This is a genomic window from Paenibacillus sp. Y951 (assembly GCF_056786395.1).
Map to the genome: position 1 here is coordinate 224,189 of NZ_JBXCIY010000002.1, position 12,096 is coordinate 236,284.

Sequence of the window (12,096 nt, forward strand, 5' to 3'; positions counted from 1 at the left end):
CAAATCGATTACTCTATGAAAATCTCTTGCAACACTCTACCATCACATGGTCCAAAGTTAATATCTAACATTTTCGCCATCGTTGGCGCTAGATCAACGACCTCTGCATCGCCAAACGAATAGTTACTTTTTATCCCCTCGCCAGATACAACCAACACGCTTGTATAATCAGGCTTGTCGGGAGAGTAGCCATGTGTAGCATAGACCTTCCCTTGTTCTTCTAAATCTATTAGGATGGGCTCATCATAATCATCTTCAAAGCAATAGCCGACCTTAGCTTCCAGCATATATCGCAGCGAGCTATCTACATGAAAACGATCCAGATCATTTCCCGTTAATATACTCTCAATGCCACAAGCATTGTCTTGCAAGGCTTGCTTAATCAACTTCACGGCTAACGCTTCAGCCTCATCATCGCCGACTTTGAGATGTAAATAAGCAGCTCCACCCGCTCCTTGCACATATGCTCTCCACTTCATCTCCCCGTTTTCCTCATAGATCAGCCCATGCTCTTTCAATAAAGTGTTAAGATGCACCTTATATCGAACATCTTTCTGTCCATGATCTCCAACGACAATAAACGTTGTCTGTTCCTTGATACCAGCTTCTTCAACAGCTCTCATCAAATCACCGAGCCTATTGTCCATACGCTGAATGACCTCCTCAATATGAGGACCCTTTGTGCCAAAAGCATGCTTAGCATCATCAAGATCAATCAAATGCATCAGAAGTAAATTTGGTTTCTTACGCTTGATCGTATCAACGGCACACATCGTTGTAAAATCATCAAGATAAGGCTGCTGAATGCCTTGGCGAACGCGTCCATATTTCAGTTCCATATTGAGGCTGTACAATAGGCTACCGTTCTTCAATATTTTAAGCGCCTGATTTTCATTATTGATCGCTCGGATCTCAGGAATATTATATTTGATCGGAGCTTTCCCCGACACTGGCCATAATAGCCCCGCCGATGTCATCCCATGCTTCTGGATGGCATCATATATTGTAGGTACTTTAATATCACTTCTGAACCAGAACCAACGCTGATTCTCCGCATCGACAAAGGGTTGAAGCGGATTATTATGATATACTCCATGCTTATTGGGATAGACGCCTGTCACAAACGTTGTATGAATAACATAAGTCAGCGTAGGGTATACACTTTTCAGCTTCGTACTATAAGCACCATTTTTCATTAAGGCTGCCATATTAGGAAGCTTACTTGCCATCTCCCAATTATCCTCTGAAAATGCATCATAGGATACAACAATTAAGTATTTATCTTTGTCTGCTTTATTAATCAAGATTACATCATCCTATCACTTCAATACTATTATTCTGTTCCTTAGGCAGCGTCAGAAATACTATCAATCCAATAATAAATAGCGGAATAATTGATAAAATACTAAACTTAGCGTTACCTGTCACTGTCGTCGTCATCGCCATAATAAACGGCCCGATAATAGCTGCGAATTTACCGAAAATATTGTAGAATCCAAAAAATTCATTAGAGTTTTCCTTCGGTATAATTTTCGCATAATATGATCGGCTTAATGCTTGAATGCCACCTTGCGCTGAACCAATGAGTGCACCAAGAATAAATATATGCCATACTGACGAAATGAAAAATGCAGCTATACAAGACACGATGTACGTAATAATACCAACAATGATCATTGTTCTAGCGGAATACTTTTTCGCCAAATTCCCATATAGTATAGCACATGGAAAAGCAATAATTTGAATGATTAATAATATACCTAGTAACGTAAATGTATCAAGCGTATCAGCACCTAGCACCGCTGTGGCATAGGGCACAACCATTTTAATAATCGTATCTACTCCATCAATATAACAAAAGTAAGCAATTAGAAATACAAACACTACTTTATAGCTTCGAATTTGTCTGAACGTGTCCGCTAGCCTTTTGAAGCTATTTAAGATTGGACGAGGTTCAGGCTCAATATAGTAACGCTGCTGTACATCTCTAACCATCGGAACCGTGAGTAGTCCCCACCATAATGCCGTAATAATAAAGCCGATTTGATAGCCAATTGCTTTATCCATGCCCATAAAGAAAATCAATGCTAAGCTAATCCCGAAAGGAATAACACTAGATATATAACCATAGGCAAAGCCTCTAGAAGAAACCTTGTCCATACGATCATCCTTCGTTACATCTACTAGAAACGAATCATAAAATATATTAGATCCAGCAAAGCCGATTGCTGATAAAACATAAAATAGTATGAGCAGCTGCCACTGGCCGCTACTAGGCGAAACAAAAGCGAGCGATACCGTAGACAGAATTCCTACTAGAGCAAAAAATAGAAAGAAGCGCTTTTTCTTATCCTTATAGTCGGCTAATGTACCTAAAATCGGACTAAGAACTGCAATAATGATACTTGCTAACGAATTGAAATAACCTAGATCCATGCTACTGTTTGCATTATTGAACATACCAAAAACAATTGGCAATAACGCCGTTGTAACCGCCATTGAATAAGCCGAATTCCCGCAATCATATAAAATCCACGATCTCTCTTCCCTGGTTAACTTCATAGACACTTCTCCTGCATATCGTTAATTAACTCAACTATACAGTTACAAGGTCATGCTAGTGTTAAAAGTAAGTTAAGCAGGCGTAAAGTTTCACTGTATGAAGCTATTCAATAAATTCCAGATCGCTTGCGCATTGTAGGCATAACCGATCTCAACATGAAGAAATACGAATCAGCTTTAGCCATTTCTACAATATTGGTTGCATTTGGAGAAAGCTTAAATTACTAACAATCAAACACATCTCTGAAAGAATCATTGCAATCGTCCTCCCATGATGAATTATGAGCATCATTAACTAAAAAATAGTAGTACATATCATTGCCTTGGTCTATGCTACTATTTTTAGTTTCAATTAATTATTTTCGTTCTCGGCGAATCCAGAAATTAAACATATCATTTCTTAAATAGTCAAAGGAATAGAGCACTTCTTTATTTTTTTCATTATAATGGAGCTGCTTCATAAGAATGACTGGCGTCTCTTCTTCCTTATCTATTTGCAGTCTCGCAACATACTTATCCTTCTTTAAAGGGACAAGTAGCTCTGTATCTGCTCTAGCAATATTGATTTTGCATTTATCCTCTAGAAAACCAAATAAAGAGCCAGAGAAATCAACACGTTCAAACGCATCACCAACTAAATCTTTTGGCAATATATTAATAGAGTAAGCCACTGGCTCACCATCGGCATATCGCATTCGTTCCAACTTAATAACCATGCTGTTTTCTGCAATGTTCAATGCAGCTGCCCATTCCTTGGTGCATGGTACTTCCCCAATCATTTCTTTGTTCTCTTCTTCATTCAAACCTGCCGCCTTAATCATAGTACCAATACTTTGCAGCATCTCAAGGCGGCTCGGAATAATCGGAAGCGGCTTAATGACAAAAGTACCTACTCCATGCTTTACTAGCAACTTACCTTCCTGCTCTAGCAACTTAATAGCTGCTCGCAATGTCTCCCTACTCACATTGAAATATTTGGCCAGCTCGTATTCAGAAGGTAATTTTTGTCCGACCTTCCAGAGCTTATTGTCGATCATTTTTTCTATGTCTAGTTTAATCATCTGATAGCTTCCCATTATGCCTAGCCCCGCTTTATATAATATCATTCCTGTATAAGTAAACTTACCTTTAAGACATCAGATAACTCTTTATTACTACAAAGGATAAGAGAATGATCATTGATTTCTAACCGTTGAACTATTCCACCAGCCTCCTCTGCAATTAACGCACCTGCGCACATATCCCAATCATTGAGATTGAATTCCCAAAAGCCGTCAAAATACGAGGCGGCTACAAAACATAAATCTAACGCCGCACTGCCCGTACGTCGAATGCCAGCAACCTTGCTAATCATACTATTAAAATATTTTAGATTAATGTACTCTGAATGGCCGCCTCCGGGAAATCCAGTAGCCAACAAGCTCTGTTCCAATTGATTAGTATTTGATACGGAGATACGCTTCCCGTTCAAATATGCACCGCCCTGTCTAGTTGCACAAAACTTCATATTGAGCCAAGGCGAATAAACCACTCCAACCTGAGTAATACCGTTATGTTGTAAAGCGATCGAAATTGATGATATTGGAAAATGATGAATGAAATTGGTTGTGCCATCGATAGGATCAATGACCCATAAGTAATCACTCCCATTGACATAGCTCCCTCTTTCTTCAGAGAGAATGCTATGCTCCGGATAAGCTTGCCTAATACAATCAATCAAAATACCCTCAGACTTTACATCTACATTTGTAACAAAATCAGTCGCATAACCCTTCGTACTTACTTGGAACTGATTGTCCTCAATGGCGATTTTCTGATAAGCAGCCGCCTTGTCTACCCACGTCTCTATTTCATCAATTAACTGATCTAAATTCATATCATCACAATTCCTTATTGTATTAATTCCACTATGTATTGCTCTGCATCCATGCGAAGAATTCGATGAGTCGTTGTTGCAGCTTCCGTATAATATAGCTCAGCCTTACAATGCTCAGAGATCATTTCCTCAATCTCTTTATGCGGAAGCTGATACGTTCCTTCGTCATCAGCACTAACAATAACAGCTTGTGGGTTTATGCTATTAAGCCACTCCCCTGAAATCTGATGTCTGTCACCATGGTGAGGAGCTTGTACGACTATAATGTTTTCAAGCTCCGTTTGATAAGGCTCCCAAAAGTCCAATTCCACATCAGAAGTAAGTAGCGCAATCGATTCATCTTTATAGCTTATAATAACTGCCATTGCCGTAGAATTGAGCATTCGGTCAATTTTTTTCAAGCGCTCCATCTGCTCTACAAGACAGCTCATATCTAGCTCATTCAGCTCTAATCTCAGTTGTTTCAGCTTGCTCATATCTGGCATTAATAGCTTATAAGACAAATCTTGTTCGTGAAATGTTGTAGGCTTCTCCACGATATTAATAGAGATATTGAGTTCTCTTGCTCTATTAACAATTTGAATATACAACGATAAAGAAGCAAGCATCGGCGTTGAATAGTCTATGAGACGACTTTCCAATATTAATTCAGGTAACATCAGATGAATCTTAATTTCTCCAATCGGAACATTACCTAAAACCTCATATACCCCACCAATATGATCCTTATGAAAATGAGTGATGACAAGCACATCAATTTTCTCAATGTTATACTCTCGAACATATTGTGCCAAACTTATTCTACGTGGATTAGTACAAGGATTAACATCTCCACCATCAACAACAAGACAAAAACTCTGATTACCATTCGTATGTCGAATAATCGTTGCTTCACCAAAGCCTACATTCAAAAAATCAATGACGCAGGTCATGTTGAGCCCCTCCTATTGAGCGCTTAATATAAAAGACTGAAAATACAAGTACGAGTCCAACCATAATTATTGATGCTGCTGAACCATAACCAATTTGCAAATTATAAACACCTTGTCGATAAATATACTGGGTTATCGTAGTTGTTGAATTGGCAGGTCCACCACCAGTTAAAATGTTAACCTTATCGAACAGTCTAAAGGTATCAATCATACGCAGTAAAATAACAAACAACAGAGCAGGCATAATATTAGGAAGTGTAATATGTTTGAAAATGCTTACGGAATTAGCTCCGTCAACTTTAGCTGCCTCATATTGAGATTTGGGAACCCCCTGCAATGCTGCATAGATTAGTAAGAAAGCAAAAGGCGTCCATTGCCAAATATCTATAAATAGAATTGCATAAAACGCTATTCTAATATCCATCAAAAAATTAAATGGATCTAATCCAAACCAAGACAACATATGATTGATGATTCCATTATGATTACTTAGCATCATCTGCCATATTAAAGCTACCGTAACAGGTGGTAATAAAGAAGGTATCAAAATAGATACCCGCAAAATTTTTATCCCTCGCTTAACACTTTCAACCAAAACAGCAATAGCTAGTCCGAGAATCGTTTCAATCGAAACAGCAAGCAGCATGAATTTGGTAGTGTTCCAGACTGCTTGTTGGAATACCTCGTCCTTTAAGACATTAATATAATTACTTATTCCGATGTATTGCTTAGCTTCGCTTGCTAAGTAGTAATAATCAGTAAAGCTATTGGCAACCGTATAAACGATTGGGAACACCGTTAAACCCGTTAGCAGAAATAGTACTGGGGCCAGCATAGCCCACTGAAAGCGACGTTTACTATGCAATTCTCTAACACTCCTTCATATCGTGAGGGAAACTATTGCATAATCTGATTGATTGCTTGATTCGCATCAGATAGTGCGCTCTCGACTGATTTTGTTCCTGCAATAGCTGCTGATAGTTCAGTACCAAGCGCTTCTTCTACACGAGACCATTTCGCTGTTCTTGGTCTAGCTACAGAGTTTTGTAACGCTTCTAGCTGTGTTGGAAAGTGCTTATATTGGGCAGCTAATTCTTGATCTAGGTATACACTTTTTCTAGTAGGAACTCCGCCATACTCAACCATTGCCTTCTGTATCTCACTGCTCGTAATGAACGTTAAAAATTGGGCTGCTAACTCTGGTTGCTTCGCATTTGCAGTTACGCCCATCATCCAGTTACCAATCATCCCAGTTGCAGCTGCCTCTGCATTTGTCGTTGATTTAGCTGGAATAGCAGCATAGTCTGCACTTGCCTCTTCCCCTTTAATAAACCATGAAGGCCAGCCTAATGCCATCACTGCACGTCCCTCAGATACAGAACTAACAATATCAGTTGTCTCATAATTTGCACCTACAGCAAGTAATTGAATATAGGTATTCAATGCTTGTTTTGCCTCTTCAGAATCTACTTGTGCTTTCCAATCTGCATCAAACACTTGACCGCCATATGCCCAGAAAATTGGTAAGAAATCTGAAACAATTGGGTTCCCTTGCTGACCACGAATAACATATCCCGCTACATCATCTGCAGCATGAATTTCATTAGCTATTGTAAGAACCTCTCCCCAGCTTTGCGGAACATCGTAGTTATTACTTTCTAGCAACTGTTTGTTGTAGAAGAAGAGTTGCACATTTCCCGAGAAAGGTAATGCATATAGATCACCAGTAGCATATGGATGTTTTCCTAATGCGATCGAAGACTCTTCAAAATCAGCATCTGCTTCTACTCCTAGCTCGGATAAGTTCGCGAAAATTCCACCTTCACTAAGCTCAGGCATCCAAGGATCATCTGCCATTAGCAAATCATAAGCACCTTGTTTGTTTTTAGAATCAAGTGATATTTTTTGTTTCAAATCTGCAGCTTCAAGCCCAATAATTTCAATTTTCACATTATGTTCCTTCTCGAACGCTTCCTTTACAGCTTCCATTGCCGTTACATGTGAGCCACCTCGTGCAGCGATTACCAGCTTCTCCGGGCCTTTTGCTGAACAAGCTGTGAAGATCGAAACCATCATAATCGTGCTTAATATTATTGCAATTTGTTTTCTCATTTCTCTTATCCTCCTCTATTCTTTTACTGCACCAGCAGTCAAACCATTCATTAAATGTTTCTGCATGAAGATTGCGATCATTAGCACAGGAAGCATCGATACAATGCCACCACTTGCAACTTTGCCCCACTCAGTTAATTCCTGCTCACTATTTAACGTGGCAAGCTTCAGTGGGATTGTAAAATCTCCTGGACTTTGAATGAAAATAACACTATACAAATATTCATTCCAAGAAGCCATAAACGAAAGTATCGTTATAGCTGCAATTCCTGGAGACACCAACGGTAAAATGACTTTGTAGTAGATCGTAAATTCTGAAGCACCATCGATTCTTGCACTCTCTTCAATTTCATCTGGAATACTAGCGAAAAATGCAAGCATAAACCAAATAACTAGCGGTAAATTCACTAGAATATGAGCTAGAATAATAGGGATTTTCGTATTCAATAGCTCTAATTCGTTCATCAATATGTATAATGGCAGTGCAAAAGTGATCGGTGGTAGCACTCTAACAAGCAATATCCATATGAGCAGTGATTTATTGTACGCAATAGAAAAGCTTCTTCGTCCCAATACATAGGCACTTGCCAAGCCACATACCAATACAATCGTTAACGATGCTACTGTAATAATGAAACTGTTGAGTAATGGAAGGAAATAATTTTCTTCCATGAAAATGCTAATCATATGCTCCAATGTAAGGGAGTTAGGCAATAATGATACTTCCGTAAATAAATCTTCTGATTTCTGCATTGCCATCGTTACCATCCAATAAATCGGAAACAATGTTCCTAATAGAACAATAATTAATAAGCCATATTTGGGATGTAATTTCAAACTCATTCTTAAGCTGTTCAAAATATTCTCCTTCCCTTGCATTTGTCTAGACGTCTATACAACTACTATAATTTTATTGTGTTAACGGTGTGTCATCGTCATGTTAATGATTAGTTAAGAGTCGTAATACTATTAATTAGAGAACTTGATGATCGTACCTTTCTTGCTTCTCGATACTATCTTGTGTACATATATAGCGACCGTATGCAGCGATCATTATTAGCAAAAAGTATGTTTTAGTGTATAAGTAACCAAGTTGTCAAGTTTACGTCATAGAACCTTCAAATATCTCCTATTATTAGCGTCAACCCATATTTCAATAAATTATCTATTTTGCTATGATTAAATTAATAAAATCTAGGATGCTGGCCAAACTAGATTACAACAAGAAAAACATAGTGAAAGGAGTGAATAAGGAAATGACATACATTATCATTTTAAGTTTATTACTTGTTAGCTCTGTAGCACTGCTTGTTGCTGCTGGTAAACATATTCTTAAGAATGATCCAGTATAAGGATTGTTCTTGGTTCTATACCAACTACTAATAATAAATACCGTTACTATAAGCTCGAACCCCCACTCAAGCTAAGGGATTCGAGTAATTATCCATTGGAATACACCAAAAGTTTTCCATTTCAAACAAAATAGACTGTAGTCAAACTAGTGTTTACTAGTTTGACTACAGTCGTAACAGCCTTCAATATCCCATGCCAAATCTATATCTGTAACAATAGATAAATTTATTCCTTTACAACCTCTTTAACAAATACAATGTGAAGCGATCCAAGCTTTTCAATGATAACTTCACTTCATCACCTGGCTCTAACGTCATATGCTTCGAGATATAGCTAACAATTTCATCACAATAAAAGATCATATCCTCGGTATTAGAATTTTGGCGTATTTCACCATTCACTTCCGTTTGAATAAATAAATTATTGGGGTCGCCAACCTCATCTGCAGATCTCGAGCAGATATATCATTGACCACAGTATAGCCAAATACATACTACAGCATCATCGACTTACGTCAATGAAGAGTTAGTTTGTGGCTTTACTAATTTAAAATAGGTATTTCTCGAAGCAATTTCTTCATATTAATCGCATCCCAAGGCAAATGTTCCGTTATACCTAAACCTACTACATCTGTTAGTTCAGAAAGTTCTTTTATTATATGAAGTAATTGATTCAACTGCATAGTTCCAGTAGCAGAAAAATCGTAAGAAGCTTCGGGGTTGGCAAATAATAACGAACGAAATCCTTTTGGATCAAGCACATCTAAATCAAGGTGGATGGCTAGATGCTTAATATCACTTTGTTTAATCCAATTCTTAATAGATTCAGTACTGTTCTTTAACTGTTTAGTTCCGGCAGTTTTAATACCCAGTCTCTGAATAATCTCTGTATCTTGTTCTGTAGCAGTATCCAATCCTGCAAGAAAGACATTTTCTGGTTTTAGAGGGATTTTTACAAGTTTTGCAAACTCTTTATCTCCTTCTCCTAAAAGATTTCCCAGCGGTAATGTATGTCCATAGTCATATCCAATAATTCTATCTAAATCAGTGTGAGCATCGATCCAAATTAAACCTAATTCCCCTCCGTAAAGTTCATTTAAATAAGCAAATGGGGCTTGTTCGACTAAGCAGTCACCACCAAACATGACAATACGATCTGGTTTATGAGCTTTTATGATATGTTGAGCAGCTTCTAATTGTTCAATTAGTTGTTTTCTCCCGTAAATACCATTTTCATTTTCAAGCGGTGTTCCATCATAAGCTTTAACTGGTACATGAACAAGAGGATGATCACTATCTGGAGCAAGCCAAGCAAGCAATTCAGCTCCAAAAGAGTAGTTAGGGTTGTTTCCTCCTTGCCATTGTGGCATTAACATCCGTATTGTTTTTTTATTCATTTTTGACTCTCCTTTACTTCAATGTAAGTTTAGAATATACTAAGTCAAAATAAAAAAGTAGTACGCACTTTCATGATATGTACTACCCGAAAGGATATTGTGAATTATGAGTATGACTGAATATAAAGGTAGAGTTAAAGACATTAAAGATACCCCTTTTGGTTATACAGTTTCGGTTATCGGTGGTAAATGGAAAATGGTTATTATTTTTCTCTTAGCAGAAAATCAAGTGGTTCGCTTTAATGATTTGAAAAGACAAATAGGAGCTATTACTTATAAAACATTAAGTTCACAACTAAAAGAATTAGAAGCAGATGGTTTGGTGAAACGAAAAGAGTATCCCCAGATTCCTCCTAAAGTCGAGTACAGTCTCACAGATAAAGCGAAAACATTATTACCAATTTTGGAAGATTTATGTGAGTGGGGAGTAAACAACCAAAATTAATTAAATTTTAATTTGTGTAACTCCAGAAAAGGCGACCATAACTGTATCAAAAAAATGGTCGTATCCACTGGGTACGACCATTACCGATCTTTTTTTCTTAGCTTGGTGTAACGATTGATTATGCCCAGGTTGTAGTTGTTTCAACTGGCAGTCGGTAAGAAGGAAAGCCCTCTTGGGCTGCTTTTCCCATTGAGATCAACATGACCGGTTGGAACCGCTCTTTGTCCAGTCCAAAAGCTTCCGCGATCTGATCTTTATCATAACCGGCCATCGGGTTGGTGTCATATCCGTGAGCACGGGCTACAAGCATCAGCTGCATCGAAAAGAGACCCGAGTCAATGAGGTTCACGTCACGTAAGTCGGATGCAGCCAAGCTAGCATAATAAGGTTTCGCTTGTTGCAATTGCATATCCTTGATGTCCCCTGGCATGTATCCAAGTTCCACAGCTTTGCCGTAAATTTCATCCATATATTCAACGTTGTTTGCATCGTAAAATACCGCAATGACAGCCGAAGAAGTCAGAACTTTCGTCTGATTGAAGGTGGCTAGCAATGCCAATTTTTCTTTGCCTTGAGCGCTGTCGATGACAAGGAAACGCCATGGTTGCATGTTAATGGAAGAAGGGGCCCGGGAAGCTTTCGCCAAAATTTCGCTCATTTCCTCCCGGCTGATTTTTACTTCAGGGTCGTAAATTTTAACAGAACGGCGCTCCAAGACGATTTTATTAAAATCGTTTGTCTTCTGGATTTCACTGGTGATTGTGCTCATATAGATTTCTCTCCTTTTTTTATATTTGTGAGATCGTGTTACATGTCACTTTTCCTTACTATTAGGATTGTAAACTATGAAGTATACTTTATAGCAACAGAAAAATAGAGGTGATGAATATGAAGATTAGTGAAGTAGCAAAAAATGTTGACCTTCCGATATCAACCATCCGTTATTATGAGAAAATAGGCATTATTCCCGATGAGTATGTACAGAGAGACCAGAATAATTATCGAGACTATGCTATAGAAATCATGCATCATCTAAATGTAGTTAAGAATTGTTTAGATGTTGGTTTTTCAATTCATGATATAAAATCCATGATCTCAAAAAATGGAATATCAAAAGATGAACAAACACACATTCTCAAAGAACAAATAACACAAATTGAAGACGCTCAAAAAAAATTAGATGCGTCCAAACAATCTCTTTACGATATTCTTGAAATGGATATTGTGTGTGAGGGTGGGTTCGGGAAAATTAAATGAATGATACAATTCGTATAATGATCACTCCAAAGATCAACAATCAAATTAAACGACCCCTTCCCTTGGACAATTATAAAATTCTAGACAATGTTTCCTGCGACGTTAATTCACGAAGGGATTTTGGTCAACGTACGCTTCTTTGTAAAAGAAGCAAGTAATTTCA

Annotated in this window: 12 protein-coding genes and 1 pseudogene; 2 read left to right on the plus strand and 11 right to left on the minus strand. The window is 37.9% G+C overall.

The window, feature by feature from the left end; all coding sequences use genetic code 11:
• Nucleotides 1–8: 8 nt before the first annotated feature.
• The 10 genes and pseudogenes from AC1TPB_RS03805 to AC1TPB_RS03850 all read right to left on the minus strand — a co-directional run bounded on the left by AC1TPB_RS03805 (nucleotide 9) and on the right by AC1TPB_RS03850 (nucleotide 10,231).
• Complete coding sequence (locus AC1TPB_RS03805; RefSeq protein WP_482075264.1) at nucleotides 9–1,304, minus strand: alkaline phosphatase family protein; 1,296 nt, start codon at nucleotides 1,302–1,304, stop codon at nucleotides 9–11.
• A 7-nt stretch (nucleotides 1,305–1,311) separates the two neighbouring features.
• On the minus strand, nucleotides 1,312–2,562 hold the full coding sequence (locus tag AC1TPB_RS03810) for an MFS transporter (RefSeq protein ID WP_482075265.1): 1,251 nt from the start codon (nucleotides 2,560–2,562) through the stop codon (nucleotides 1,312–1,314).
• A gap of 356 nt (nucleotides 2,563–2,918) precedes the next feature.
• Nucleotides 2,919–3,668: a GntR family transcriptional regulator gene (locus AC1TPB_RS03815; protein ID WP_482075266.1), complete on the minus strand. Its 750-nt coding sequence runs from the start codon at nucleotides 3,666–3,668 to the stop codon at nucleotides 2,919–2,921.
• A complete protein-coding gene (locus AC1TPB_RS03820) occupies nucleotides 3,665–4,438 on the minus strand; it encodes an inositol monophosphatase family protein (protein ID WP_482075267.1) in 774 nt (257 codons plus the stop codon). The genes AC1TPB_RS03815 and AC1TPB_RS03820 overlap by 4 nt, the downstream gene beginning before the upstream one ends.
• A 14-nt stretch (nucleotides 4,439–4,452) precedes the next feature.
• Nucleotides 4,453–5,370, minus strand: a complete 918-nt coding sequence (locus AC1TPB_RS03825) for a ComEC/Rec2 family competence protein (RefSeq protein WP_482075268.1) — start codon at nucleotides 5,368–5,370, stop codon at nucleotides 4,453–4,455.
• Nucleotides 5,354–6,235, minus strand: coding sequence for a carbohydrate ABC transporter permease (locus tag AC1TPB_RS03830; RefSeq protein ID WP_482075269.1), 882 nt, complete (start codon nucleotides 6,233–6,235; stop codon nucleotides 5,354–5,356). Before AC1TPB_RS03830 ends, AC1TPB_RS03825 begins: the two co-directional genes overlap by 17 nt.
• Nucleotides 6,236–6,267: 32 nt before the next feature.
• Complete coding sequence (locus AC1TPB_RS03835) at nucleotides 6,268–7,482, minus strand: extracellular solute-binding protein (protein WP_482075270.1); 1,215 nt, start codon at nucleotides 7,480–7,482, stop codon at nucleotides 6,268–6,270.
• Between the two features lie 15 nt (nucleotides 7,483–7,497).
• On the minus strand, nucleotides 7,498–8,325 hold the full coding sequence (locus tag AC1TPB_RS03840; RefSeq protein WP_482075271.1) for a carbohydrate ABC transporter permease: 828 nt from the start codon (nucleotides 8,323–8,325) through the stop codon (nucleotides 7,498–7,500).
• A gap of 743 nt (nucleotides 8,326–9,068) precedes the next feature.
• A pseudogene (locus AC1TPB_RS03845) lies at nucleotides 9,069–9,277 on the minus strand (fumarylacetoacetate hydrolase family protein).
• 99 nt (nucleotides 9,278–9,376) lie between these two features.
• On the minus strand, nucleotides 9,377–10,231 hold the full coding sequence (locus tag AC1TPB_RS03850) for an arginase family protein (protein ID WP_482075272.1): 855 nt from the start codon (nucleotides 10,229–10,231) through the stop codon (nucleotides 9,377–9,379).
• A gap of 106 nt (nucleotides 10,232–10,337) precedes the next feature.
• On the opposite strand from AC1TPB_RS03850, the gene AC1TPB_RS03855 reads away from it, so the two are divergent.
• Nucleotides 10,338–10,676, plus strand: coding sequence for a winged helix-turn-helix transcriptional regulator (locus AC1TPB_RS03855; RefSeq protein ID WP_482075273.1), 339 nt, complete (start codon nucleotides 10,338–10,340; stop codon nucleotides 10,674–10,676).
• A gap of 118 nt (nucleotides 10,677–10,794) precedes the next feature.
• On the opposite strand, the gene AC1TPB_RS03860 is transcribed toward AC1TPB_RS03855, so the two are convergent.
• The gene (locus tag AC1TPB_RS03860) at nucleotides 10,795–11,445 is read right to left on the minus strand and encodes a nitroreductase family protein (RefSeq protein WP_482075274.1); all 651 of its coding nucleotides are present in this window, start codon (nucleotides 11,443–11,445) and stop codon (nucleotides 10,795–10,797) included.
• Nucleotides 11,446–11,564: 119 nt separating this feature from the next.
• On the opposite strand from AC1TPB_RS03860, the gene AC1TPB_RS03865 reads away from it, so the two are divergent.
• Nucleotides 11,565–11,933 carry a helix-turn-helix domain-containing protein gene (locus tag AC1TPB_RS03865; protein WP_482075275.1) on the plus strand — a complete coding sequence of 123 codons (369 nt, stop codon included), beginning with the start codon at nucleotides 11,565–11,567 and terminating at the stop codon, nucleotides 11,931–11,933.
• Nucleotides 11,934–12,096: the final 163 nt, after the last annotated feature.

Excerpts from the sequence above, each read along its gene's own strand:
- AC1TPB_RS03840 (WP_482075271.1), bottom strand. The coding sequence starts at position 8,325 with ATGAGTTTGAAATTACATCCCAAATATGGCTTATTAATTATTGTTCTA.
- AC1TPB_RS03865 (WP_482075275.1), top strand. The coding sequence starts at position 11,565 with ATGAAGATTAGTGAAGTAGCAAAAAATGTTGACCTTCCGATATCAACC.
- AC1TPB_RS03820 (WP_482075267.1), bottom strand. The coding sequence starts at position 4,438 with ATGAATTTAGATCAGTTAATTGATGAAATAGAGACGTGGGTAGACAAG.
- AC1TPB_RS03835 (WP_482075270.1), bottom strand. The coding sequence starts at position 7,482 with ATGAGAAAACAAATTGCAATAATATTAAGCACGATTATGATGGTTTCG.
- AC1TPB_RS03825 (WP_482075268.1), bottom strand. The coding sequence starts at position 5,370 with ATGACCTGCGTCATTGATTTTTTGAATGTAGGCTTTGGTGAAGCAACG.
- AC1TPB_RS03810 (WP_482075265.1), bottom strand. The coding sequence starts at position 2,562 with ATGAAGTTAACCAGGGAAGAGAGATCGTGGATTTTATATGATTGCGGG.
- AC1TPB_RS03860 (WP_482075274.1), bottom strand. The coding sequence starts at position 11,445 with ATGAGCACAATCACCAGTGAAATCCAGAAGACAAACGATTTTAATAAA.
- AC1TPB_RS03855 (WP_482075273.1), top strand. The coding sequence starts at position 10,338 with ATGAGTATGACTGAATATAAAGGTAGAGTTAAAGACATTAAAGATACC.
- AC1TPB_RS03815 (WP_482075266.1), bottom strand. The coding sequence starts at position 3,668 with ATGATATTATATAAAGCGGGGCTAGGCATAATGGGAAGCTATCAGATG.
- AC1TPB_RS03850 (WP_482075272.1), bottom strand. The coding sequence starts at position 10,231 with ATGAATAAAAAAACAATACGGATGTTAATGCCACAATGGCAAGGAGGA.